Below are 23,061 nucleotides of genomic sequence, written 5' to 3'. Positions count from 1 at the left end.
GCCCATGCATGTTCATTCAGCCGCGATCGTCGGCGCCTCGGGCTACGCCGGCCTCGAGCTGACCCGCCTCCTCGCCCGCCACCCCCGCGTCCGGATCACGGCGCTGTACTCGGATCGCTGGAGCGGGGAGAAGGCGTCGGCGCGGCTCCCGCTCGACGGCCCCGCCGGCGAGCTCGCGTACCTGTCGCTCGCCGAGGCGGAGGGCGCCGGCGCCGAGATCGTCTTCCTCGCGACGCCCGCGGAGGTGTCGGCCGCGCTCGCGCCGAAGCTCCTCGCGAAGGGCGCGCGGGTCGTGGATCTGTCCGGCGCCTTCCGGCTGGCCGACGCCCGCGCGTACCCGCCCTGGTACGGCTTCGAGCACCCTGCGCCGGCGCTCCTCGCCGAGGCGCGCTACGGCCTGCCCGAGCTCGCGCGCGAGGCGCTCCACGGCGCGACGCTCGTCACGAACCCCGGCTGCTACGCGACGGCGATCGCCCTCGCCCTCGCGCCGCTGCTCCGGAGCGGGCTCGTCCGCGCGGACGGCGTCGCCGTCACCGGGATGAGCGGCGTCTCCGGCGCCGGCCGGAAGGCCGCGGAGGACTACAGCTTCGTCGAGGTGTCCGAGGACGTCCGCGCGTACCGCCTCGGGAAGCACCAGCACGTGCCGGAGATCGAGCAGACGGTCGCGCGGTACGCCGGCGCCTGCGGCCCGATCTCCTTCACGCCGGTGCTCGTCCCGATCCGCCGCGGGATTCTCGCGACGGCGACGCTGCGCCTCGACGGAAAGGCGAGCGCGGCCGATCTCGCCGCCGCGCTCCAGGCCGCGTACGCCTCCGAGCCGTTCGTCCGGGCGCTCCCGGCCGACCGCGTGATGGTGAAGGACGTCGTGCACACGAACCGCTGCCACGTGGGCGTCGCCGTGGACGCGCGGGCCGGCGCGGCGGTGGCCGTCTCGGCCATCGACAACCTCGTGAAGGGCGCCGCCGGGCAGGCGGTGCAGGCGATGAACGCCGCGATGGGCTGGCCGGAGACGGCCGGGCTCGATCTGCTGGGAGGCTAGACGCCGTGAAGATCCCGAAGGGCTTCCGGTTCGGCGGCGTCCACTGCGGGCTCAAGCCGAGCCGGCGCGACCTCGCTCTCGTCGTCTCCGACCACCCCGCGGCGGCGGCGGGCGTGTTCACGATCAACAAGGCCGCGGCGGCGCCGGTGCTCGACGCGCGCTCGCGGGTCCCGGCCGAGGGGATGCGCGCGATCCTCGCGAACTCCGGGAACGCGAACGCGCTCACCGGCCCCGCCGGCCTCGACGACGTCGCCGTGATCCGGAGCGCCGTCGCCGACGCGCTCGGCGTGCAGAAGCGCGCGGTGCTCACCGCCTCGACCGGCGTCATCGGCGCGCGGCTCCCGGCGATGAAGATCGTCACGGCGCTGCCCGCGCTCGCGGAGCAGCTCGGGGATCACCCCGATCTCGCCGCCGAGGCGATCATGACCACCGACACCCGCCCGAAGATGGCGGCGCGGGAGGTCACGCTCGGCGGGAAGACCGCGGTCGTCTCGGCCATCTGCAAGGGCTCGGGGATGCTCGCGCCGCAGCTCGCGACGACGATCTGCCTCGTCGTGACCGACGCCGCGATCTCTCCGCGCGCCCTGCAGGACGCGCTCGCCCGGTCGGTGCAGAAGACGCTCAACATGGTGACGGTGGACGGCGAGATGTCGACGAACGACACCGTCTACGCGCTCGCGAACGGGCTCGCCGGGAACCCCCGCATCCACGATCCGGGCGCCGACCTCGACCGGCTCGAGACCGCCATCACCGACCTGCTCGGCGAGATGGCGCGCGCCATGGCCGCCGACGGCGAGGGCGCGACCAAGATGGTCGAGGTGGTGGTCTCGGGCGCGCCCACCGACGAGGCGGCCCGCGACTGCGCTCGCTCCGTCGCCTCGTCGCCGCTCGTGAAGGCGGCGCTGTTCGGCGCCGATCCGAACTGGGGCCGGATCCTCGCCACGGTCGGGGCGCGGGCCGGCGCGGCCGGGTACGCCATCGACCCGTTCAAGGCGAGGGTGACGCTCCAGGGCGTCGTCGTGTTCGCGGGCGGCGCGCCGGTGGAGCTCGATCGCGAGGCCCTCCGCGTCCGGATGCGGGAGAGCCGCGTCGACGTGGCGGTCGAGCTCGCGGACGGCGCGGCGCGGGCGGTGTCGTGGGGCTGCGATCTCTCCTACGATTACGTGAAGATCAACGCCGACTACACGTCGATGATCGTCCAGCGCCCCGACGGCCAGGTCGCGAAGGACGATCGCGTGGCGAACTACAGCCCCGCCTTCAAGCGGTCGCTCCTCGTGGAGGCGCTCAAGTACATCGCCGCCTTCTCCGGGGAGATCGCCGTCATCAAGTACGGCGGCGCGGCGATGGTGAAGGACAGCCTCAAGGAGGCGTTCGCGGAGGACGTCACCCTCCTCAAGAAGGTCGGGCTGAAGCCGGTGGTGGTGCACGGCGGCGCGCCCGAGATCACGAAGACCCTCGAGAAGCTCGGCGAGCGCAGCGAGTTCGTGGACGGGATGCGCATCACCGACGCCCAGAGCCTCCCGGTCGTCGAGATGGTGCTCTCGGGGAAGGTGAACCAGGAGCTCGTGGCGCTCCTCAACGCGCGGAACGCCGGCGCGGTGGGCCTCTCGGGCAAGGACGGGAAGCTGGTCCGCGCGCGGAAGGTCGCGCACGCCTCCGGCGTCGACCTCGGCTACGTCGGCGAGGTCGTCGAGGTGAACCGGAAATTCCTCGAGATGCTCCTCGACGGCGGCTACGTGCCCGTCATCTCGCCCATCGGGCTCGCCGACGACGGGACCGGGCTCTCCATCAACGCCGACGCCGTCGCGTCGGCGGTCGCGGTCGCGCTCGGCGCCCGGAAGCTCATCTACCTGACCGACGTGCCCGGCATCCTCGAGTCCTCCCCGGACGGCGAGCTGGTCCGCCAGCAGACCGCCCCGGACCTCGTCCGCCGCCTCGAGACGGGCGCGATCACCGGCGGCATGAAGTGGAAGGCGCACGCGATCCTCGCGGCGCTCCAGGGCGGCGTCGACCGCGTCCACGTCCTCGACGGCCGCCAGCCGCACACCGTCATCGCGGAGCTGTTCACCGACCGGGGCGTCGGCTCGCTCGTGACCCTCGCGTGATCGCCATGACGACCGCCGACCGCCGCCGCGACGCCGTCGCCCGCATCATCCGGTCCCGCCGGATCGGGACGCAGGAGGAGCTCCTCGAGGCGCTCGCGGAGGCGGGCTTCCACGCCACGCAGGCCACCCTGTCCCGCGATCTCGCGCGGCTCGCGGCCCGGCGCGTGTCGCGGCCCGAGGGCGGGACGGTGTACGAGCTCGGCGACGGCGACGGAGACGGCTCCGGCGCGCCGGGGCCGCGCGGTCCCGCTGGGCTCGAGGCGCTCCGCGGGCTCGTCTCGTCCATCGCCGCGAACGCGTCCATGGTCGTCGTGCGGACGCCGCCCGGGAGCGCCCCGGCCATCGCGCGCGCCATCGACCTCGCCCAGCTCCCCGAGGTGCTCGGCACCATCGCCGGGGACGACACGATCTTCGTCGCCCCCGCCGGCGAGCTCCGGCCGCGCCGGCTCGCGTCGCGCCTCGCCGAGCTGCTCGGCGCGACCGCCGCGCTCGGCGACGGCGCGAGGCCCGCGGCGCCGCGCCAGGGCTAATCAGGGTGTGATTCGACAGCGCGGCGAAGCCGCGCCAGGGCCCCGCTGCGCTGGGTGGGGCCGGCGATCGAAAGACGCGCCCGCTGCGCGGACGCTATGGGCTCCGCCGCCGGGGCGGGGGCGCCGGGAGGTCGTGACGACCGTTCGCGTCGCGGCCGCGGCGCGACCAGTCCGCGACCCGGAACCCGCAGCAGCGCTCGCGCTCGGCGTTCCGGCGACCGCCCGCGTCATTGCGCCCGGTTCGCCGGCAGAACTCGTCGATGCCAGAGTGGCCGCACGGACCGTGAACGCCCAGATTTCCCGGAAGGCGCCGACCTTCGAGCCGCTCACCGCCGACCTCCGCCGGATGCACCTCACCGTCACGAAGCGGTTCGAGGCGAAGGTCGCCGCGGCGAAGGAGGCCCTCTCGCACTCGCACCCGGGGGCGAGCACCGAGGTGATCCTCGAGGCCGCGCTCGATCTCCTGCTCGACCGGGCCAAGAAGCGGAAGGGCCTGGTCGAGAAGCCGCGGCGCGAGAAGCGGCCGTCGAGACCGGACCACATCCCGGCGGAGGTGAAGCGGGCGGTGTGGGTGCGGGACGGCGGCTGCTGTCGGTGGGCTCTCGAGAACGGCGGCGTCTGCGGCTCGCGCCAACGTCTCCAGTACGACCACATCCAGCCGAAGGCGCTCGGCGGGAAGCCGACGATCGAGAACGTTCGCCTCCTCTGCGCTCGGCACAACTTGCTCGCCGCACGGAAAATCTTCGGCGATGCATGGATGGACAGGTACGCGCCGGCCTCCAAGGCCACCGCGGCGACGGGTCGCCGCGACGGCGGCTCGGCGGGTGCGCGCTCCGAAGTTCCCGCCGCGGCCCTGACCGGGCCGACGTGACCGTCGGGCGCGGCGGAGCGCCTCCCGAAGCCTCCGGCTGGCCGGACCCCATCGCCGCCGTCGCGACGCAGGCTTCTTGGTGGCCGATCCCCGCGGCGACGTCTCGCCCCTGCGGCCACGCCCCGGCCGTCCCCCTCTTCTAGAGCCCCTTCCCCGCTCGCCAACACAGACGAGCGTCCCTGCGGCGACGGTCGCGGCGGTCCGCGATGTGATGAATCGTCAGGGCGCAGCCCCCGCTACGACGAATTCACCCGCCGCCACTCGTCGTTCGAGCGCAGGACGCAGTCCTCGATGGCGAGGCCGGCGAAGTAGTTCCCCGTCAGCGCGAGCTTCCCGCCCGCGAGGCACCGGTCGATCTCGGCGACGATCTCGCCGTGCCCGAGCGCCGGAGACGGCAGGAGCGTCCGCCGCTCGACGAGCTCGCCGAGCTCCGCCTCCGGGATCCGGAGCACCTCCGACACGCGCCGCAGCCGGTCCGCGCGCGGCACGGCCGCCTTGAAGTGGAAGGCGAACGCGCGGAACCGCGGATCCGGGAACGGATCGCGCGTCACCGCCGAGAAGAACAGGTCGTCGACCGGGACCAGGAACGCGCACTCCGGCATCCAGCACCGCTCCCGGGGCAGCACGACGCCGACGCTCTCCACCTGGACGGTCCCGACCCGCGAGACGGCGGTCGACAGCTCGTGGAAGTCGTCGCGCAGGAGCGCCGACGCCTGATCCGGCGGCGCGGCGACGGCGACGACGGGCGCCGTGAGCGTGCGACCGTCGGCGGTGGTCACCGCGTACTCGCCGCCCGCGCGCGAGACCCGCGTCGCGGCCGCGCCGGTCTCGACCTCGACGCCCTGCGAGCGCGCGGCGGCGTCGCAGACCAGCTGGAGGCCGCCGTCGAACCCGAAGCTCTTCACGAACTCCTCGCGGCGAGGCCGCTTCTTGAACAGGGAGCCCGGCCCCTCGAGCGGGAAGCCGTCGGCCTTCTGCGAGGGGACGGCGGCGAAGAACGGCGAGATCACCCGGTCGTAGTTCCGGCGCCCGACGAGCTTCGAGTAGTACGAGTAGACGGTCTCGCCGTCCTTCTTGCGGAAGATGCCGGCCGGGAAGCTGAGCGCGGCCTCGAGCCAGTTGAGCTGGAGCAGGACCTTCGGCGGCGTGAGCCACCGGTAGTCGCCGTCGCGGAGGAGTCCGAAGCGCCCGCGCGCGGGACCGCGCTGGATGATCTTGCCCGCGACGCCCGCGCCGACGGCGATGTCGAGGAACGCGCCGTAGCTGTTGTAGACGGAGTGCGCGCCCATCTCGAACCAGTACCCGTCCGGCCGGCGGTGCGAGTGCAGGCACCCGCCGATCCGCGCGTCCCGCTCGAGCACCCGGACCTTCTTGCCCGCCTGCCCCGCCTTCCACGCGAAGGCGAGGCCGCTGATCCCACCTCCCACCACGATGACGTCTGCCGTTGCCATTTCCTCTCCGTGCTCCGCTGAGCCCGCCCGCGCGGGGCGGACGCGAGCGTCGCAGAGAACCGCCCGTCGCGCCAGCGGTTCGCGTGCTCGCGGACGCTCCCGCCGGGCCCCGTTGCGGCGGGCGGCCGCGGCCTTTGGGACGTTGGCCGGGCGACGACCTTTGGTTTAGAAGAGGCGCATGCGCATGCGGATCGGATTCGTCGGCCTCGGGACCATGGGTGAGCCCATCGCCAACAATCTGCGGAAGGCCGGGCACGACATCACGGTCTGGAACCGCACGCCGTCCCGGGCGGAGCACATCGTGTCGAAGGGCGGCAAGCTCGCCCGGACGCCGAGGGAGTGCGCCGCCGGCAAGGACCTCGTGTTCACGTGCCTCGCCGACGAGAAGGCGCTGGACGCGGTGCTGGACGGCCCCGAGGGCGTGCTCGCCGGCCTCACCGAGGGCGACGTCCTCGTCGATCTCTCCACCGCGGGCGTCCGCGCCGCGAAGGTCGCGTCGGAGAAGGTGTCGAAGCGTGGCGCGCGCTTCCTCGCGTGCCCGATCCTCGGATCGAAGAGCGCGGCCGAGCAGGCGCAGATCGTCCTCGTCGCCGGCGGCCCCGGGCCGGCCCGCGAGCGGGCGCGGCCGGCGCTGCACGCGATCTCGGCGCGGCTGTTCGAGGTCGACGAGCCGGAGAAGGCCGCGCTCATGAAGCTCGTCGTGAACGCGGTCGGCGGCGCGATGCTCACCGCGTTCGGCGAGGCGGTCGCGCTCGGCGCCGCGGGCGGCCTCGAGCCCTGGCGCATCGTGGAGGTGCTCCAGGCCTCGTCCTTCCACTCGCCGCTCTACCTCATGAAGGGCGAGCTCATCGAGAAGAAGGACTACGCGCCGCGGTTCAAGATCTCGCTCGCCGAGAAGGACCAGCGCCTCGCCCAGGAGGCCGCCGCCGAGCTCGGCGCCAAGGTCCCGATCAACGAGGCGGTGCGCCGGATGTTCGCCGCCGCGGTCGAGGCCGGCCGGGGCGAGAAGGACGTCGCCGCCGTCGCCGACCTGTGCCTGGAGTGGGCGAAGAAGGAGTAGGCGCGCAGGGACCGTTCGCGGTGAGCCCGTCGAAGGCGACGGGCTCGGGCGAACGGACGGTGGCTCAGCGCTGCGCCGCCGCCGCGCGCGTCACGGCGATCCCGGCGATCACCTGGTTCACCATCCGGATCAGGTCGTCGAGGTGGAACGGCTTCTTCACGTAGCCCGCCACCGGCCCGATCCGCTCCACCTCGGGCGCGACCTCGTCCGCAGGGGACGCCGAGACGAACAGGACCGCCGGGCACGCGTCGCCGAGCGACGCGCGGAGCTCGCGGAAGAGCGTCGCGCCGTCCATCCGCGGCATCCGGTAGTCCACGAGCGCGAGGTCGTGCGGCTGCCGGCGCGCGATCGCGAGCGCCTCGACGGGATCCGACGTCGACACGGTCGCGTGGCCCATCCGCCGGAGCGCCATCTCGAGCGCGCGGCGCACGATGTCGGTGTCGTCCACGATCAAGACGCGAGCCACGTCAGCCTCCGGCGCCCCCGCCCCCACACCTGCGCCGATCGTGCCGGAGAAAAACCGAGGAAAGCCGCGTCCGCGTCCCGTGAGCACGGGACCCCGGGGTCAGGGACACCGGGTCGCCGGCATCTCACCCGCCCGCGCGTCCAGGACGAAGAGGCTACGCGTAGCGGGCGAGCGCCCGCCGGACGGCATCCACGTAGTGCCGCCGCGCCGACGGCGGCGCGATCACCTCGGCGTCGCCGCCGAGCGAGAGCGCGAAGCGGGTCGCCCACGCGTCGTCGGCGCCGCGGATCTCCACCACCGCGCCGCCGTTCTCGGCGCGCTTGACGAGGGTGATGCCCGGGCGCGAGAGCGCCCACGGCGCCGCCTGCGGGCCGAGGCGCAGCCGGACGGGCTCTCCGAGCGGCTCCGAGAAGAGCCGCGCGCGCGCGAGCTCGGCCTCCGACGGAGGCTCGAACCGGTCCGCCAGCGCGGCGCACTCGCGGATCCGGTCGAGCCGGAACGCGAGCGCCTTCTCGCGCACCGTGTCGTGGCCGTACAGGTACCAGTGGCCGAAGCGCTGGGCGAGCGTGTACGGGTGGACCACGCGCTCGGTCTCCGCGTCGCGCGAGGCGGAGTGGTAGGCGAGCTTCACCGCGCGGCGGTCCGCGATGGCGCGCTGCAGCTTCCCGAGCACCGAGTCGCGCGCGGGCGGCGCGCCGGCGTAGATCCGGCCCACGAGCTCGTCGAAGCTCGCGCGCCGGTCCCGCGGCACGGAGTCCCGGAGCGCCTTGACGGCGCGCTCGCGCCCCTCTCCGCCGAGCGCCTGGGCGGCGGCGGCCAGCGCCGCGGCCTCGCTCTCCGTGAACCGCGGCGGGCGCGAGAAGCTCTGGTGCAGCGCGACGTACACCCGGTCGCCCTCGACGTAGAGGTCGAGGAAGTCGTCCGGCGCGAACGGCGGCGAGCCGACGCCGAGCAGGAAGTCGAGGTCCTCGAGCAGCTCCTTCTCGGTGCAGCCGCAGCGGCGCGCGAGGTCCTTCACCGGGATGCCGGGGTGGCGGACCGCGTACGGGACGAGGAACAGCACGCGGCGGAGGCGCTCGCGCGGATCCGCCTTGGCGGCGGCCCGGTGCGACGGGCGTGCCGATGCCTCCGGGGCGGCGGCGTCCGGCCCTGGCGCGGCGGCCGGCTTCGGCGCCGCGGCGCGCGCCGTCCGGGCCCGGCGGGGCGTCGTGCCGGCGGCGGCACGCGGCCGGCGCGGGCCGCTGCGCGCCGCGCTCACGCGAGCCCCCGCGCGAGCGACGCGAGCACCTCGCGCGCCCGCTCGCGCAGCGCCTTCGGCGCGAGGATCTCGGCGCGCTCGCCGAGCGCGAGGACGTGGCGGAGCAGCCCCTCCTGGTTGGTCGCGTCGACCTCGACCAGCGCGGCGCCGCCCTCGTCCTTCGTCCGCGCGCGCGGCCCGAACGACGCGAGCACCTCCGCCGGGATCGGCGGCTCGAGCCGCACGCGGCAGCGGACCGGCGCGTGCACGCCGTACTCCCAGGCCTCCCGCGTCGCGTAGGCGGCGATCGAGAAGTCCTTGCGCGGCTCGAAGTCCGGCGTCCGCGGCGCGGCGGCGTTCATCGAGAGCGACTCGATGCGCGAGAGGTGGAACGTCCGGATGTCCTTCCGCAGGTGGCAGTGGCCGGCGAGGAACCAGGCCCCGCCCTTCTGGAAGAGGCCGTAGGGATCGACGTCGCGCTCGGTGCGCTCGCGCCGCTCGGCGCCGAGGTAGGCGAGGTGCACCCGCTTCTTCGCGGCGATGGCGCGGGACAGCTCCTCGACCCACTGCGCCACCTCGGGCCGGGCCTCGCCCGCGTCCTCCGTGAGCCGCCGCGCGGCGAGCGCCGCCGACTCGGAGGCCCCCGGCGCGCGCGCGGCGAAGGACAGCTTCGACAGCGCGTGGGCGAGGTCGCGCCCGTACGGGAACGCGCCGCTCGCGAGCGCCGCCGAGCCGGCCACGTACAGGAGCGCGAGGTCTTCCGGCGGGAGCTTCAGGTCGGGCAGGTAGAACTCGTCGCGGTCGATGAGGTAGCCGGCGGGGAGATCCTCGTCCCCCGCCACGTAGCGGATCGGGATGCCGAGCTCGAGCAGATCGGCCTTGTCCCGCTCGAACTTGCGGATCGCGGCCTCGCCCGTACCGCCGTAGTCGTCGGGGAACTGCTCCTGGATCTCCCGCCAGGAGACGGGCTCGGCCGCCTTGAGGAGGAGCGCCGCGACGTCGAGCAGCCGCTGATCCTTCTGCATCGCCGCGGAAACCTGGCAGAGCCTGGCCGGCCCGTCAACGTGTGATAAGATGACGTCCCCTGGCAAGCGCGGGAGCGTTCGATGGCAGGGCTCGGGTTCGGCCCCACCGACTTCGCGCTGTTCGAGATCGACGACCCGGACGGCCGGGCCGACGCGCTCGAGGCCACGCTCCAGCCGAAGCTCCTCTCCATCGGTGCGCAGTGCCTCTCCGGCCTCTCGCGCGTCGCCGGCAAGGAGCTGTTCGCGCACCCTGGCAAGCTCCCGCGCCGCAAGGGCGTCGCGCCCGAGGAGCTGCTCGTCGCGTTCGCCGACAGCGCCAAGGGTTACCGCGGCCTCCCGTTCCTCGGCGTCGTCCTGACCCGCGATCACCTGCACGCGCGGGTGGGCGTTCGCGGGGATTCGCCCCGGCGCGCCGCGATGCAGCGCGCGCTCTCGCGCGAGGCGGCGAACCTCGCCAAGAAGGGGAAGCCCTTCCGCAAGCTCCGCCACTTCGCGGGCTGGAACTTCGAGGAGCTCCCGGAGCTCGCGCCGGCGCACTCGGCCGCGTTCTGGCTCGAGCTCGGGGACGAGCTCGCCCCCGGGAAAGCCGGCCTCGACGTCGGGATCGCCTGGACGCGCGAGGAGGCGCGGAGCATCTCGCTCGGCGACCTCCTCGGCGTGTTCCGGGATCTCTCGCCGCTCTACAAGGTGCTCGCGAACGCGCCCGAGGATGCGGGCGCGGCGCCGGGCGCACCCGTCGCACCCGGCGTGCCGGGCGCGACGTAGCTGGCGTCGCGCGCGGCTAGGCCGCGCTCGTCCCCTCCGTCTCGGCGGCGCCCTCGGCCTGCCCCTCGCCCTCGCCCTCAGGCGCCGCCGGCGCGGTCTGCTTCTCGGCGCGCGCGGCCTCCTTCTCGGTCAGGCGGCGCTCCTCGCGGGCGGCCTGGCGGACCGCCTCGACGAGCTCCTCGTGATCGCGGCGGAGCGCGTCGTGGCGACGGCGGAGCTCGGCGTACCGATCCGCGGCGAGCTCGAGCTCGCCCTTCTGGACGATGTAGACGCGCTTCTCGGTCTCGAGGCGGCCCCGCGCGTTCTTGAGGCTCTGCTCCAGCTCGGCGACCCGCTTGCGGAGCTCGGTCGCCTTGGCCTCCGCCTTGTCGGCGCGCTCCTTCTCCGCGTGGAGCTTCCCGTCGTCGACGGGCGCCGGGGCGGGCGCGGCGACCGGCGCGGGGGGGGCGGCCACGGGCGCGGGGGCCTCGGCCTGCGCGGCGCGGGCCGCCTCGACGCGCTTCGCCGCCGCGGCAGCCTTCTCGAGGTCCTTCTCGAGGCCGCGGGCGCGCGCCGCCTGGTGCTCCGCCTCCGCGCGGGCCTCGGCGAGGCGCGCCGCGAGCTTGTCGATCTCCTCCCGGAGCGCCTGCGCGCCGCCGAGGCGCTTCGCCGCCTCCTGCTGCTCGAAGGCCTTCTTCTTCGACTTCTCGAGATCCGCGCGGAGCCCGCCGGCCTCCTCCGCCTTCTTCTTCGCCTCGGCGCGAGCCTCCGCCGCGGCCTTCCTCGCGGCGTCCACCTCCGCGGCGAGCTTCGCCTCCGCGCCCTGGCGCTCCGCGAGGGCGGCCTTCGCGGTGCGGGCGGAGAGGAAGAAGGCGATGGCTGCGAGGACGCCGACGAGCGCGACGACGACGAAGATGCCGGGCATGGAGGGACTCCGGGAAGGGACCACGACGGGAAAGGTCCACCATTCACTACCGCAGGCGCCCGCATCTGGGAAGGACGGCAGGGCGGTGCGGCGGTGCGGCCGAGCGCCCGCCTTGGCGCCCCCGCGCCGTGCCGGTTAGGAACGTTCCCGCCGAGGCCAGACGCCGGATGGCGGTAGGATCGGCGGCTCCTCCATGCGCCGGGTCGCGACCAAGATCTTCCTCGCCTTCGCCGTGGCGCTCGCCGCGTTCGGCGCCGTGGCCGCGTTCGGGGTCGCGCGGCTGCACGATCTCCGGCGGGATCTCCGGCTCCTCAGCGCCGGGTACCTCCCCCTCACCCGGATCGCCGCCCAGCTCGACGTAAAGGACTGGGTGGCGTCGCGCGCGCTCGAGGCGCGCGCGCTCGATCCTGCCGCGCGGCGGGTCTACCTGCCGGTCGCCCGCGCCCACTTCCCCGCGCTCGTCCGGGAGAAGATCGAGGAGGGCCGGCGCGTGGCGCAGGTGGCGCGGGCCGACGCGCGCGGCGACGAGGCCCGGTTCCTCGGGGACGTCCTCGCGCGGCTCGACACGCTCGCGACCCGCTGGGCCGAGTACGATCGCGAGGCGCGCGGCCTCCTCGACGCGCTCGAGGCCGGAGAGGGGCAAGACCCGCGCACGGCGCCGGCGTTCGAGGCGCGGGCGCAGGCGGTCCGGCAGCTCGAGAAGGGCCTCTCGCTCGACGTGAAGCTCCTGCAGGTCGCCCTCGAGAGCCAGATCTCGGACCGCGTCCACGCGACGGAGCAGGCCGAGTCGGACACGGTGCTCCTCGTGGTGATCTACTCGTTCCTCGCCCTCGCGGTCGGGGTGGGCGCGGCGGCGATCTCGCAGCGGCTGCTCGCGCCGATCCAGCGCCTCACCGAGGGCGTGAAGGCGGTCGCGGCGGGGGACCTGTCGCGCAAGGTCGAGGTCCGGAGCCGCGACGAGATCGGCCTCCTCGCCCGCGAGTTCAACGCGATGGCGACGTCGCTCGACCGGCAGCGCGCGGAGCTGCGCCGGGCGGAGCGGCTCGCGGCGGTGGGCCGGATCTCGGCGCAGATCACCCACGAGATCCGCAACCCGCTGAACGCCATCGGGCTCAACACCGAGCTGCTCGCCGAGGAGATCGAGGCGCTCCCCTCCCCGCCCAAGGAGGCAGTCGCGCTCGTCGCCGCGATCTCCCGCGAGGTGGATCGCCTGAACGGCGTCGCGGAGGAGTACCTCCGCTTCGCGCGCCTCCCCAAGCCGGCGCTCGGCCGGCAGGACCTGAACGAGATCCTCGGCGGCCTGCTCGACTTCCTGTCTCCCGAGCTCGCGGCAGCCCGGGTGGAGGTCGAGCGGAAGCTGGCCCCCGACCTCCCACCCATCCGCGCCGACGAGAACCAGCTCCGCGCCGTGTTCCTGAACCTGCTGCGCAACAGCCGCGAGGCGATGCCGCGGGGCGGCAGGATCACCGTCGCGACGCGGGCGTTCGGAGGCGCGGTGGAGGTCACGGTCCGGGACACCGGCGGGGGGATCCCCCCAGGTGACCTTACGCGCATCTTCGAGCCGTTCTACTCGACCAAGGAGCGGGGCACCGGTCTGGGCCTCGCGTTCACGCAACAAGTGGTAGAGGAGCACGGCGGTTCGATCCGGTGCGACAGCGTAGTGGGCGAGGGTACGACCTTCACCCTGAGGTTCCCGGCGGCGCGCGAGGAGCAGGCGGCGGCGGCAGAGACGGCGAACGAGGGAGGAGCGGCGGGATGAGGCGGCCGAGGCGCGAAGTGCGCGCGAAGGAGAAGGCGGGACCGGCGCAGCGCGGGTTCCGGGTGGCGGCGCCGCGTGCACGCCCCGTGGCGCGGCCGCACCGCGCCCCGGACTGGGGCGAGGTCGATCGCACCGTCCTCGGGAACGGCCTGCGCGTGCTGACGGCGCGCGCCCCCGGGCTGCACTCCGCGATGATCGCGCTCTACGTGCGCGCCGGCTCGCGCCACGAGAGCCCGGAGCGGAACGGCGTCTCGCACTTCCTCGAGCACCTCTTCTTCCGCGGCTCCGTCGGGTTCCCCGACACGGTGGCGATGAACGCGGCGGTGGAGGCGGCGGGCGGAAGCCTCAACGGCATCACCGCCCGGGACCACGGCTGCTACTACACGCCGATCCACCCGGACGACGTCGGCGTCGGCCTCGAGGTGCTCGGGGACCTCATCCGCCGGCCGCTCCTCAAGGAGATGGACGTCGAGCGCGAGGTGATCCTCGAGGAGATCCTCGACGAGGTGGACGCGGACGGCCGCGACATCGACCCCGACAACCTCTCGAAGCGGATCGTCTTCGGCGAGCACCCGCTCGCGCTCAAGATCGCCGGCACGCCTGAGATCGTCCGCCGGCTCACGCCGCGCGACGTGCGCGCGCACCACGCCCGCTTCTACACCGGCGCGAACCTCGTCCTGGCCGTCGCGGGACCGGTGCGGCCGGACGAGGTGGCGGCGCTCGCGGACCGGCACCTCGGGAAGCTGCCGCGCGGGAAGGAGAGCGTGGACCGCCCGGCGCCGCTCTGGCCGGACGGCCCGCAGCTCGAGGTCGTCGGGCACGACGACGCGCAGGCGGAGTTCTCGCTGTCGTTCCCCTGCCCACCGGAGCGCCACCCCGACTACCCCGTCCACCTCTGCATCCGCCGGATCCTCGACGACGGGCTCTCCTCGCGGCTGCCGTTCGAGATCGTCGAGCGCCGGGGCCTCGCGTACTCGCTCCACGCCGGCATCGACACCTTCGCCGACTCGGGCATGACCGTCATCGACGGCGCGTGCGCGCCACGGAAGCTGCCGCGCGTCATCGAGGAGGTCCTCCGCGTGCTCGGCACGCTCGCCGAGCGGCCGGTCCCCGACGAGGAGCTGCTCCGCGTCCAGCGGCGCCACCGGATGACGCTCGCCTTCTCGCTCGACTCCGCCGCGGACCTCGCGGGGTGGTACGGCGCGGGCGAGGTGCTCTCCGCGCCCGAGGGGTTCGAGGAGCGCTGTCGCCGCGTCGAGCGCGTCACCCCCGACGACCTCGTCCGGGTGGCGCGGGAGACCTTCCGCCGCAGGAACACCGTCGCGGTGGTGGTCGGCCCTGCCCGCCGCCGGGAGCGCGCCGCCATCGAGCGCATCGTGAGCGGCACCTCGGTCCTGCCGGCCTGAGCCCTTCCGCGCCGGGGTACACGATCCGTCTCGTCCCGGATGGGCCGGGAGCGTCTCGGCGCTGATCTGCGTCACGCCGTGACGTGCCGCGCCATCCGCACGCCCCTACCATGGCCTCATGGGCCCGTCCGGGTCCGGACCGGAGGGGTCCGATGGCGCTGCGGTGGACCAGCGAGCTCTCGGTGGGGGTGCCGGAGATCGACGTACAGCACGAGGAGCTGTTCGAGCGCGTCGACGCGCTCGAGTCCGCGATCCTCCGGCGCGACCGCGCCGCCGCCGTGCGGGTGCTGCGCTTCCTGCTCGAGTACGTGAGGCTGCACTTCGCCGCGGAGGAGGCGCTGATGGCCGCGTTCGCCTATCCGGCGCGTGCGGCGCACGAGGCGGAGCACGCCGGGTTCGCGCGCACCATCGAGGATCTCGCCCGCGTCCTCGACGCAGAGGGCGCCACCGCCGCGCTCGTCCACCGGATGGAGCGGGAGGTCTCGAGCTGGCTGCGCGACCACGTCTTCTCGACGGACCTCGCCCTGGGGTGGTACGTCCGGGAGCGCCGGGGGGCGGAGGTCATGCGCTGATGGCGATCACCTGGGATCCTTCGCTCGCCATCGGCGTCGACGAGATCGACCGGCAGCACGTCGAGCTGTTCGATCGGCTCGACCGCCTCCTCGAGGCGGCGCGCGCCGGGAAGACCGCCGACGAGGTCGGGCGGCTGCTCGGCTTCCTCGGGGAGTACGTCGTGGAGCACTTCGGGGCAGAGGAGGCGCTCATGCGCGCCCGCGGCTACCCCGGCCTCGCCGAGCATCGGGCCGAGCACGAGCGGTTCGTCGCGGAGTTCTCGGCGCTCCTCCAGGAGTACCTGGCCGACGGCGCGACGCTCCTCCTCGTCGTGCGGGTCAACGCGCGCGTGACCGCCTGGCTCCGCGAGCACATCTACCGGACCGACAAGGCGGTCGGCGCCTTCCTCGCAGGGGCGCCAGGCGTGCACCCGCTCGCGACGTCGCCGCGCGCGCGGTGATCGGGTGGCCCAGGTGACGACGCCGGTGTTACGCTCCTCCGCTCCATGGCGGACTTCGTCATGCGCGCCGTCGAGCGCCTCCGCGACGACCCGGGCTTCAGCCGGAACCGGTACTTCCTCGCGCTCTCCTCGCCGGAAGGCCGGCGGGCGCTCCGGATCCACCGGCACCTCCGCTCGCTCGAGCGCGACCTCTCGGCCGGCGCCGCCGCATCGGTCGCCCGCGAGGCGGAGCGCGTCCGGCTGACGCTCCGCGGCAAGCGCGGGTCGCGGACCGCCTGGCTCAGCCGCGCCGAGTTCCGGATCCTCTGCGCGAGCCCCGCCGTCCAGGCGGCGCTCGGCGACGACGCGCGCCCGTGAGCGGGCTTCCGATGACGATCGAGTTCGACCCCGTCCTCCTCACCGGCGACCCGTCCATCGACGCGCAGCACCGGGAGCTCTTCGCGCGCATCGGCGCCCTCCTCGAGGCGTCGCACGAGCGGCGGAGCCGGGACGAGGTGCGGCGGATGCTCGACTTCCTCGGGGACTACGTGGTGTCCCACTTCGGCGCCGAGGAGCGCGTCATGGAGGACGCGGGCTACCCCGGCCTCGAGGCCCACCGCGGCGAGCACCGCCGCTTCGTGCAGGAGTTCGGCGCCCTTCGCGAGGAGTACCAGGTCGAGGGACCGGGCCCGCTGTTCGTCATCCGGGTCCAGAATCGCGTCACGGCCTGGCTGCGCGAGCACATCTACCGGAACGATCGCGCGCTCGGTGCCTGGCTCCGCAACCGGCCGCGGTAGCGGCGCTACACCTCGATCGTCCCGGACAGGTACTCCGCCGTCCGGCCGGCGATCTCGACGGCGTCCGCGCGATCCTCGAGCGAGAGCCGGCCGCCGCGCCTCGAGACCTGGAGCGCCTCGAGCCGCGCCTTGCCGAGCCGGGCCGCCCAGTACGGCACCAGGGTGCAGTGCGCGGAGCCGGTGACCGGGTCCTCGGGGATCCCCGCCTGCGGGGCGAAGTAGCGGGACACGAAGTCGATGCCGGGGGTCGTCGCCGGCGCGGTCACGATGATCCCGTGCCCGGGGAGCGTCGCGACGGCGTCGAGGTCCGGCCGGAGCGACCGCACCTCGTCCTCGGTCCGCAGCACCGCCATCCAGTCGCGCGAGAGCAGCGCCTCCTCCGGCGCGCGGCCCACCGCGCGCGCGACCGCGTCCGGCACCGGGGCGGAGCGGCCGGGGCGCCGCGGGAACGTCATGGCGAGGAGCCCGCCGTCGCGGCGCGCGACCGCGAGCGGGCCGCTCTGGGAGCGGAAGGTGACGGTGCTCCGGCCGGGCTCCAGGTGCCGGAAGACGACGTGCGCCGAGGCGAGCGTCGCGTGGCCGCACAGGTCGACCTCCAGCGCGGGCGTGAACCAGCGGATCGCCCAGCCGTCGCCCTCGCGGACCAGGAAGGCGGTCTCCGCGAGGTTGTTCTCGCTCGCGATGGCGAGGAGGGTCGCGTCGGGGAGCCAGGCCTCGAGCGGGCAGACCGCGGCGGGGTTGCCGGCGAAGACGCGGTCGGTGAAGGCGTCGACCTGCCAGAGGGGGATGCGCATGGAGGTGAGCTTTACCGCGATCGCTGGCCGGGTGCAGCGGCGGACCGCGTGCGTCGCGAGCCGTGCGATCTTCCGTTCGTGGTGAGCCCGTCGAGCCACGGACGGGCGCGGCGGGCCCATCGACAGGCTCGGGGGCGAACGGAGTGGCCGTCTCAGTACGTCTGCCTGGCCCCGGCGCCCGCCAGCAGCGCCCGCAGCCCCTCCGCCGCGTCGCTCCCGCCGAAGACGAAGCCGCCGGGCGCGTCCCGCAGTGCCGACGGCACCGACGCCTCCGACGGGCCGCACACCACCACCGGCAGGCGGAGGACCTTCGCGAGCTCCGCGAGGAGCTGGCCCGCGTCGTCGGCCGGCAGGAGCACGAGCGCGCCCACCGCGCCGGACGCGAACGGCCGCCAGAGCGGCCGCTGCGCGCGCTCGCCGGGCAGCTCCGCGAGGTCGACGCGGACGCCGTCGCCGAGCGTGAGCCGGCCGAGCGTGCCGAAGCCGCTGGGCGGCGACGCCTCCGGCCGGAAGCCCGGCACGGTGAGGAACCGGGCGAGCGCGGCGCGGCGCGCGAGCGGGCCGCCGCCGGCGACCACGATCTTCCCGACCGTCTGCGGCCCGGAGGAGCGGCCGCGCGCGATGCGCGCGCGGAGGGCGTGCAGCTCGTGCGCCGCGAGCAGCTCGCCCTGCGGCTCGGGCGCGAGGCCGGCCCGGCGGCGGGCGTACCCCTTCTCGAGGAGCGCGAGGGCGGCGCGCATCGCCTCGAGGTCGGACGCGCGGCAGCGGTCCACCACGTCCTGGAAGCTCCGCGGCCCGTCGAGGAGCGCGACGACCTCCTCGGTCACCGGGTGGAGGCCGGCCGGGATCTCCGTCGGGTGGACGGCGAGCTCGAGCGCGTCGGTCGGCTGCGGGAGCTGCGGCAGGAGCCGGGCGACCTCGTCCGCCTGGCGGAGCCCCTCGAGGACGAGCTCCTCGACCTTCCGCGTGATCCGCTCGGCGCCGACGTCCTGGCCCGGCACGAAGGCGAACTGACCCTCGCGCCGCGTGAGGAGCCGGAACAGCGCCTTCTCGCCGACCGCCGCGCCGAGCGTCGCGTCCACGACGCGCCCGTCGCGGAGCGCGATCTCCGCGCGCTCGCCCTCGCGCTCCACCGTGAGCCGGCCGCTCTTCCGGTTCACCGCGAGGATCTGGAGCAGGTCCACGAGCGGAATCTGGGCGAGGTTGCCCTCGATCTCGCGGCCGTCGCCGCCCGACACCGCGCGCGAGGCGTCGACGCGCCGGAAGACCTGCTCGATCCGCGCGAGCACCTCGTCCTGGTTGAAGGGCTTGCGGAGGTAGGTGCCGAGCCGGGCGCGATCCGGGTCCACCGCGTCGCCGGTGAGCACCACCGGGATGCGCTCGGTCCGCGGGTTCGTCCGGAGGATCCGCACGAAGGTGCGCGCGTCCAGGAGCGGGCAGCGCTCGTCGAAGAGGACGAGGTCCGGGAAGCGCAGGATCGCGATCTGCAGCGCGCGGGAGCCGTCGCGCGCGGCGTGGACCTGGTACCCGCGCTGGCGCAGGGCCGGCGCGAGGGCGCGGACGATGGCCGGGTCGGGATCGGCGACGAGGATCTTCCGGACGGGGGGCATGTCGGCTCGAGGGCTAGAGCGGCTGCAGGTCGTAGAGCGCCTGGAGCTTCGAGACGAGGGCGTCGACGAGGGGGACGTCGGAGGTGTGGAAGGTGCGGCCGGCGCCGGAGAGGAGGCCGTACGCCGAGTGCTCCGACATGAAGAGGAGGAACTCCTGGCCGGCGAAGCGCTTGTCGCCGTCGAGGTACACCTCGGTGACGAGCGGGTGCGGCGGCGCGTCGGGCTCGGCGCCGCGCGGGCCGAGCAGGTAGACCCGGACGGTGCTGTCGCCCGCGCGCGCGGCGGGGTCGCCGGGCGGCAGCGCGCCGCGGACCGGCGCCGTCGCGAGGCCGCCCTTCACGCCCACGTAGAGGAGGCCGCGCGCCCGGGGATCCCGGGCGATCTCGCGGGCCGCCTCCCGCTGCGCCGCGGCGAAGAACTCGGCGTCGGCCTCGAGCCGCGCGGAGGGCGAGCTGTCCGGGAGGCGGGCCGAGTCGGAGAGGAGGAGATCGGCGAGCTCCCAGAACGCGTTCGGGTCGAGGTCGTCCAGGTGGAGCCGCCGGAGCAGCGACCCGCGCTGCTCCTGGACCCGGGCGCGCGCCCAGTGGAGCAGCTCGTCGAAGTCCTCCCCGTCCTTCGGGAAGGTGGCGGCGCCCATCGACAGGAGCACCGGCGTCTTCTCCTCGACGTTCCGGATCGACTCCTCCTTGCGCACCTCGTCCGCGGCGCGGCGGAGGAACATGAGGGCCCCGAAGTAGTCCGTCTCCGGGAGGAGCACGTAGTACTCGCTCTCGGAGACCTTCGCGAGGATGTCGGCGTCGCGCGCGGCGCGGGACGTCGCGGCGACGAGATCGCGGACGACGCGGCGGTACAGCTCGCGGCCCGCCTCCTTCCGGAGCTGCTCGGCGTTGTCGATCGAGAGGAGCACGAGGGAGAAGGCGCGGCCGTAGCGGCGGGCCTTGTAGAACTCCTTCCCGGCGTAGTCGACGAAGTAGGCGAGGTTGTAGGCGCCGGTCTCCCGGTCCCGGAGGCCCACGCGCTCGAGCGCCTGGAACCGGCGCGCGTTCTTCACGGCGATGGCGGCGAAGTCGGCGACGGTGAGCGCGGTCGCGTGCTCGTCCTTGCCGAACTGGCCCCGGGCGCGGTCGGAGAGGAGCGCGAGGCCGACGGGCTCGTCGTCGGCGACGAGCGGCACGCAGAAGGCCTCGCCGGCGGGCGCGAACGGCGGCCGGAACGGCGCGCCGCCGCGGAGCGCCTCGGCCCACGCGGGCTCGCGCGGATCGATCCGCGGAGGCAGGGCCGCCCGATCCACGAGCCCGCGGTATCCGCGGAGCTGGAGCTGCCCCTTCTCGTCGGCGACCCAGAGCGCCGCGCCCTGCGCGTCCGTCACGCGGGACAGGATCGAGAGCGCGAGGTCGACGATCCGCTCCCCGTCGAGGGACGCCAGGATCTGGAGCCCCTGCCGGTAGAGCGCCTGCGCCTTCGCGAACTCGAGGTTCTCGGTGAGGAGCTGCGAGTGCTCCCGGCGGAGCGACACGCGCCCGAGCACGCGGTCCGCCACGCGGAGCAGCTCGTCGGTCTCGACCGGCTTCGTGAGGAAGTCGGAGCAGCCCGCCTTCATCGCCTGGACGGCGAGCCGGACGTCCTCGTGGCCGGTGATCGCGATCGCCTCGAGGTCCGGGTCCCGGCGCTTCGCCTCGCGGACGAGGGCGATGCCGTCGAGGCCCGGCATCACCACGTCGGTGAGGAGCAGGTCGAACTGCTCCTCCGCGAGCCGCTGCAGCGCCTCCTCGCCGGAGGACGCCGCGCGCGTCGCGTGGCCCGCGCCGGCGAGCAGGTCCCTGAAGAGATCCTGGAAGAACTTCTCGTCGTCGACGACGAGGATCCGGCCGGTCGCCATCTAGAGGTCCGCCTCTCCCGCGAAGACCCGCTCCGCGGGGCCGCGCATCGTGACGCCGACGAGATCCGGGGCGACCGTGACGAGCAGCGTGCCGCCCGGGAGCCGCACCGGGACCGGCGCGCCGGCGCGGACCTTCCCGCGCGAGGCCGAGGCGACCGCCGCGGCGCACGCGCCGGTCCCGCAGGCGTCGGTGAGCCCGGCGCCGCGCTCCCAGACGACGAGGTCGATGCCGTCCGGCCCCGGCCGGGCGAACCCGACGTTCACGCCGCCGTCCACCAGCCGCTCGATGCGCGGCCCGAGGGATCGGGCGCGCTCCCGCGCCGGCTCCTCGAACAGGACGGCGTGCGGGTTGCCCATCGAGACGCGGACGGACCGGTGCACCTCGCCGTCGACGTCGAAGTCCTGGTCGCCGAGGAGGCGCGCCGGACCCATCTCGACCGAGACCGCCTCGACGGCCCCGCCCGCGCCGCGGTGGACGGTGCAGGTCTTCGGGCCGGAGTCGGTGTCGATGACGAGGGTCGGGCCCGCGACTCCGCGGTGATCGACGAGGTGGCGGGCGAGGCAGCGGATCGCGTTCCCGCACATGGCCGCGACCGAGCCGTCGGAGTTGTAGATGTGCATGAACGCCACGGCGCCGGGCGTCCGGGGAGGGAGGATCGTGACCAGGCCGTCGGCGCCGATCCCGCGGCGGCGATCGCAGATCCGGCGCGCGCGATCCGCGTCCACGAGTGGCCCCTCCACGACGACGAAGTCGTTCCCGAGCCCGTGGTACTTCACGAAGGAGAGCGGCACGCGGCGCATCATAGCGCGGCGGGCAGGCGGGTTCGACCTCCGGGCTCTTCACCTCTGCGCGGGTCGTGGGAGCCCGCGGCGCGCCCGGCCGCGGCAGGCGAGCGTTCGACGGCGCGCTGGCGTCCGGGGCGGCGCGAGGGTAAAGCACCGACGTGCCGACGCTCCGCGCCTACGTCCCCGATCAGCTCCTCGCCGGCGGCGCCTTCCACGGGCGCGAGGCGCTCGTCGTCCGCGACGGCCTCGTCGACCGGATCGGCCAGCCGCCCCCCGGCGCGGAGCTCGTCCCGCTCCCGGGGCGGATGCTCGTTCCCGGCCTCGTCTCGGCGCACGGACACGCGTTCCAGCGCGCCGTCCGCGGGCGCGCGGAGCGCCGCGCCGCCGGCAGCTTCTGGGGCTGGCGCTCCGCGATGTACGCAGCCGCGCGCCGGCTCGATCCCGACGCGCTCGAGAAGGTGGCGCGCTTCGCGTTCTTCGAGCTCGCGCGCGCGGGCGTGACCTGCGCGGGCGAGTTCCACTACCTCCACCGCGATCCGGACGGCCGGCCCTACCCGGATCCCGACGAGCTGGCGCTCCGGGTGGTCCGCGCCGCACGGACGGTCGGCCTCCGGATCGTCCTCCTCCGCGCCGCGTACGGCCGCGCGGGCGCCGGCGCGTCGCCGGATCCCGCGCAGGCGCGCTTCCTCGAGGAGTCCCCCGCCGTCGCGCTCGCCGCCGTCGACCGGCTCCGCGGAGCGCTGGCAGGCGATCCGCTCGCCACCGTCGGCCTCGCCCCGCACTCGGTGCGCGCGTGCCCGCCGGACTGGATCGGCGCCCTCGCGGAGGCGGCGCGCGCGCGGGACATCCCGCTCCACGTCCACGCCGCGGAGCAGCCCGCCGAGGTCGCCGCCTGCCGCGCCGAGCACGGCCGCTCCCCGGTGGGCCTCCTCGCCTCGGTCGGCGCGCTCGGCCCGACCACCACGCTCGTGCACGCGATCCACGTCGACGACGCCGACGTCGCGGTGATCGGCTCCGCCGGCGCGACCGTCTGCGCGTGCCCGCTCACCGAGCGGAACCTCGGCGACGGCGTCGTCCCCGCCGACCGGCTCCTCGCCGCGGGCGCACGCCTCGCCCTCGGCGTGGACTCGCACGCCGAGGTGGATCCGCTCGGCGAGGCGCGCGCGCTCGAGGGGCACCTCCGGCTCGTCCGCGGCGCGCGGGCGGTGCTCGACGATCCGCCCGGCGCCCTACCGGCGCGGCTCCTCGACGCGGCGACGGCCGGCGGCATGGCGTCGCTCGGGATCCCCGGCGGGCGCCTCGACCCCGGCGACCCGGCGGACTTCGTGCTCGTGGACCTGGACGACCCGTCGCTCGCGGGCGCGGAGGCGTCGCCCGACGCGCTCCTCGCGACGCTCGTGCTCGGGACCTCGCCCGGGGCGGTGAAGAGCACCTTCGTCGGCGGCGAGCCGATCGTCGAGGACGGCTGGACCACGCCGGGGCGCCCCACCGGCGCGGAGCTGCTCGCGGACTTCCGCGAGGTGATGGCGGAGCTGTGGGGCCGAGGATAGAGAAAACGGGCGACGCGCCGCGGGCCGTCGTAGGCT

22 protein-coding genes are annotated in these 23,061 nt (G+C 74.9%); 13 read left to right on the top strand and 9 right to left on the bottom strand.

Features of this window, described 5'->3' with window-relative positions; translation table 11 throughout:
• Positions 1–4 precede the first annotated feature (4 nt).
• The 4 genes from argC (at position 5) to AMOR_RS16230 (ending at position 4,545) form a co-directional block, all read left to right on the top strand.
• Positions 5–1,039: an N-acetyl-gamma-glutamyl-phosphate reductase gene (gene argC / locus AMOR_RS16245; protein ID WP_248352603.1), complete on the top strand. Its 1,035-nt coding sequence runs from the start codon at positions 5–7 to the stop codon at positions 1,037–1,039.
• Between the two features lie 5 nt (positions 1,040–1,044).
• The gene (gene argJ, locus AMOR_RS16240) at positions 1,045–3,144 is read left to right on the top strand and encodes a bifunctional glutamate N-acetyltransferase/amino-acid acetyltransferase ArgJ (RefSeq protein WP_248352602.1); all 2,100 of its coding nucleotides are present in this window, start codon (positions 1,045–1,047) and stop codon (positions 3,142–3,144) included.
• Between the two features lie 5 nt (positions 3,145–3,149).
• Positions 3,150–3,674 carry an arginine repressor gene (locus AMOR_RS16235; RefSeq protein ID WP_248352601.1) on the top strand — a complete coding sequence of 175 codons (525 nt, stop codon included), beginning with the start codon at positions 3,150–3,152 and terminating at the stop codon, positions 3,672–3,674.
• A 283-nt stretch (positions 3,675–3,957) separates the two neighbouring features.
• Positions 3,958–4,545 carry an HNH endonuclease gene (locus tag AMOR_RS16230; protein ID WP_248352600.1) on the top strand — a complete coding sequence of 196 codons (588 nt, stop codon included), beginning with the start codon at positions 3,958–3,960 and terminating at the stop codon, positions 4,543–4,545.
• A gap of 236 nt (positions 4,546–4,781) precedes the next feature.
• Here AMOR_RS16230 and AMOR_RS16225 read toward each other — a convergent pair whose 3' ends face one another.
• Positions 4,782–5,996 (bottom strand): protoporphyrinogen/coproporphyrinogen oxidase, encoded by a 1,215-nt coding sequence (locus AMOR_RS16225; RefSeq protein WP_248352599.1) that lies wholly within the window; start codon positions 5,994–5,996, stop codon positions 4,782–4,784.
• A gap of 178 nt (positions 5,997–6,174) precedes the next feature.
• Between AMOR_RS16225 and AMOR_RS16220 the strand changes: the two genes are divergently transcribed.
• Entirely contained in the window at positions 6,175–7,056 is an 882-nt protein-coding gene (locus AMOR_RS16220; RefSeq protein ID WP_248352598.1) for an NAD(P)-dependent oxidoreductase, read from the top strand.
• A 64-nt stretch (positions 7,057–7,120) separates the two neighbouring features.
• On the opposite strand, the gene AMOR_RS16215 is transcribed toward AMOR_RS16220, so the two are convergent.
• The 3 genes from AMOR_RS16215 to AMOR_RS16205 form a co-directional block, all read right to left on the bottom strand.
• Positions 7,121–7,522 (bottom strand): response regulator, encoded by a 402-nt coding sequence (locus tag AMOR_RS16215; protein WP_248352597.1) that lies wholly within the window; start codon positions 7,520–7,522, stop codon positions 7,121–7,123.
• A 154-nt stretch (positions 7,523–7,676) separates the two neighbouring features.
• A complete protein-coding gene (locus AMOR_RS16210; RefSeq protein ID WP_248352596.1) occupies positions 7,677–8,780 on the bottom strand; it encodes a helix-turn-helix transcriptional regulator in 1,104 nt (367 codons plus the stop codon).
• Positions 8,777–9,784: a helix-turn-helix transcriptional regulator gene (locus tag AMOR_RS16205; protein ID WP_248352595.1), complete on the bottom strand. Its 1,008-nt coding sequence runs from the start codon at positions 9,782–9,784 to the stop codon at positions 8,777–8,779. The genes AMOR_RS16210 and AMOR_RS16205 overlap by 4 nt, the downstream gene beginning before the upstream one ends.
• A gap of 81 nt (positions 9,785–9,865) precedes the next feature.
• Between AMOR_RS16205 and AMOR_RS16200 the strand changes: the two genes are divergently transcribed.
• Entirely contained in the window at positions 9,866–10,549 is a 684-nt protein-coding gene (locus AMOR_RS16200; protein WP_248352594.1) for a DUF1054 family protein, read from the top strand.
• A 16-nt stretch (positions 10,550–10,565) separates the two neighbouring features.
• Here the strand turns inward: AMOR_RS16200 and AMOR_RS16195 are convergent, their stop codons facing one another.
• Positions 10,566–11,453 carry a coiled-coil domain-containing protein gene (locus AMOR_RS16195; protein WP_248352593.1) on the bottom strand — a complete coding sequence of 296 codons (888 nt, stop codon included), beginning with the start codon at positions 11,451–11,453 and terminating at the stop codon, positions 10,566–10,568.
• A gap of 193 nt (positions 11,454–11,646) precedes the next feature.
• Between AMOR_RS16195 and AMOR_RS16190 the strand changes: the two genes are divergently transcribed.
• The 6 genes from AMOR_RS16190 (at position 11,647) to AMOR_RS16165 (ending at position 16,406) form a co-directional block, all read left to right on the top strand.
• Entirely contained in the window at positions 11,647–13,212 is a 1,566-nt protein-coding gene (locus AMOR_RS16190; protein ID WP_248352592.1) for a sensor histidine kinase, read from the top strand.
• Positions 13,209–14,618, top strand: coding sequence for a M16 family metallopeptidase (locus AMOR_RS16185; protein ID WP_248352591.1), 1,410 nt, complete (start codon positions 13,209–13,211; stop codon positions 14,616–14,618). Before AMOR_RS16190 ends, AMOR_RS16185 begins: the two co-directional genes overlap by 4 nt.
• Positions 14,619–14,770: 152 nt before the next feature.
• Positions 14,771–15,190 (top strand): bacteriohemerythrin, encoded by a 420-nt coding sequence (locus tag AMOR_RS16180; protein WP_248352590.1) that lies wholly within the window; start codon positions 14,771–14,773, stop codon positions 15,188–15,190.
• Positions 15,190–15,630 carry a bacteriohemerythrin gene (locus AMOR_RS16175; RefSeq protein WP_248352589.1) on the top strand — a complete coding sequence of 147 codons (441 nt, stop codon included), beginning with the start codon at positions 15,190–15,192 and terminating at the stop codon, positions 15,628–15,630. The genes AMOR_RS16180 and AMOR_RS16175 overlap by 1 nt, the downstream gene beginning before the upstream one ends.
• A gap of 45 nt (positions 15,631–15,675) precedes the next feature.
• Complete coding sequence (locus tag AMOR_RS16170; protein ID WP_248352588.1) at positions 15,676–15,987, top strand: hypothetical protein; 312 nt, start codon at positions 15,676–15,678, stop codon at positions 15,985–15,987.
• An 11-nt stretch (positions 15,988–15,998) separates the two neighbouring features.
• Entirely contained in the window at positions 15,999–16,406 is a 408-nt protein-coding gene (locus AMOR_RS16165; RefSeq protein ID WP_248352587.1) for a bacteriohemerythrin, read from the top strand.
• A 5-nt stretch (positions 16,407–16,411) separates the two neighbouring features.
• Here the strand turns inward: AMOR_RS16165 and AMOR_RS16160 are convergent, their stop codons facing one another.
• From AMOR_RS16160 to dapF, 4 genes are all read right to left on the bottom strand, one after another.
• The gene (locus AMOR_RS16160; protein ID WP_248352586.1) at positions 16,412–17,200 is read right to left on the bottom strand and encodes a PhzF family phenazine biosynthesis protein; all 789 of its coding nucleotides are present in this window, start codon (positions 17,198–17,200) and stop codon (positions 16,412–16,414) included.
• Between the two features lie 152 nt (positions 17,201–17,352).
• Positions 17,353–18,810 (bottom strand): DUF4388 domain-containing protein, encoded by a 1,458-nt coding sequence (locus tag AMOR_RS16155; protein ID WP_248352585.1) that lies wholly within the window; start codon positions 18,808–18,810, stop codon positions 17,353–17,355.
• Positions 18,811–18,823: 13 nt separating this feature from the next.
• Positions 18,824–20,689, bottom strand: coding sequence for a GGDEF domain-containing response regulator (locus AMOR_RS16150; RefSeq protein WP_248352584.1), 1,866 nt, complete (start codon positions 20,687–20,689; stop codon positions 18,824–18,826).
• Positions 20,690–21,490 carry a diaminopimelate epimerase gene (gene dapF, locus AMOR_RS16145; RefSeq protein WP_248362534.1) on the bottom strand — a complete coding sequence of 267 codons (801 nt, stop codon included), beginning with the start codon at positions 21,488–21,490 and terminating at the stop codon, positions 20,690–20,692. It lies immediately after the preceding gene.
• A gap of 143 nt (positions 21,491–21,633) precedes the next feature.
• On the opposite strand from dapF, the gene AMOR_RS16140 reads away from it, so the two are divergent.
• Entirely contained in the window at positions 21,634–23,025 is a 1,392-nt protein-coding gene (locus AMOR_RS16140) for a formimidoylglutamate deiminase (protein ID WP_248352583.1), read from the top strand.
• Positions 23,026–23,061: the final 36 nt, after the last annotated feature.

The sequence above is a fragment of the Anaeromyxobacter oryzae genome (assembly GCF_023169945.1).
Classification (GTDB): Bacteria; Myxococcota; Myxococcia; order Myxococcales; family Anaeromyxobacteraceae; genus Anaeromyxobacter; species Anaeromyxobacter oryzae.
Note: the sequence above shows the minus strand (reverse complement) of the source record. Positions and strands in the feature narration are given on the sequence as shown.

Bases quoted from the DNA above. Each gene is read 5' to 3' on its own strand.
- AMOR_RS16155 (WP_248352585.1), bottom strand. From the start codon at position 18,810: ATGCCCCCCGTCCGGAAGATCCTCGTCGCCGATCCCGACCCGGCCATC.
- AMOR_RS16185 (WP_248352591.1), top strand. From the start codon at position 13,209: ATGAGGCGGCCGAGGCGCGAAGTGCGCGCGAAGGAGAAGGCGGGACCG.
- argC (WP_248352603.1), top strand. From the start codon at position 5: ATGCATGTTCATTCAGCCGCGATCGTCGGCGCCTCGGGCTACGCCGGC.
- dapF (WP_248362534.1), bottom strand. From the start codon at position 21,490: ATGCGCCGCGTGCCGCTCTCCTTCGTGAAGTACCACGGGCTCGGGAAC.
- AMOR_RS16225 (WP_248352599.1), bottom strand. From the start codon at position 5,996: ATGGCAACGGCAGACGTCATCGTGGTGGGAGGTGGGATCAGCGGCCTC.
- AMOR_RS16165 (WP_248352587.1), top strand. From the start codon at position 15,999: ATGACGATCGAGTTCGACCCCGTCCTCCTCACCGGCGACCCGTCCATC.
- AMOR_RS16175 (WP_248352589.1), top strand. From the start codon at position 15,190: ATGGCGATCACCTGGGATCCTTCGCTCGCCATCGGCGTCGACGAGATC.
- AMOR_RS16235 (WP_248352601.1), top strand. From the start codon at position 3,150: ATGACGACCGCCGACCGCCGCCGCGACGCCGTCGCCCGCATCATCCGG.
- AMOR_RS16160 (WP_248352586.1), bottom strand. From the start codon at position 17,200: ATGCGCATCCCCCTCTGGCAGGTCGACGCCTTCACCGACCGCGTCTTC.
- AMOR_RS16180 (WP_248352590.1), top strand. From the start codon at position 14,771: ATGGCGCTGCGGTGGACCAGCGAGCTCTCGGTGGGGGTGCCGGAGATC.
- AMOR_RS16190 (WP_248352592.1), top strand. From the start codon at position 11,647: ATGCGCCGGGTCGCGACCAAGATCTTCCTCGCCTTCGCCGTGGCGCTC.
- AMOR_RS16220 (WP_248352598.1), top strand. From the start codon at position 6,175: ATGCGCATGCGGATCGGATTCGTCGGCCTCGGGACCATGGGTGAGCCC.
- AMOR_RS16170 (WP_248352588.1), top strand. From the start codon at position 15,676: ATGGCGGACTTCGTCATGCGCGCCGTCGAGCGCCTCCGCGACGACCCG.
- AMOR_RS16150 (WP_248352584.1), bottom strand. From the start codon at position 20,689: ATGGCGACCGGCCGGATCCTCGTCGTCGACGACGAGAAGTTCTTCCAG.
- AMOR_RS16200 (WP_248352594.1), top strand. From the start codon at position 9,866: ATGGCAGGGCTCGGGTTCGGCCCCACCGACTTCGCGCTGTTCGAGATC.
- AMOR_RS16195 (WP_248352593.1), bottom strand. From the start codon at position 11,453: ATGCCCGGCATCTTCGTCGTCGTCGCGCTCGTCGGCGTCCTCGCAGCC.
- AMOR_RS16205 (WP_248352595.1), bottom strand. From the start codon at position 9,784: ATGCAGAAGGATCAGCGGCTGCTCGACGTCGCGGCGCTCCTCCTCAAG.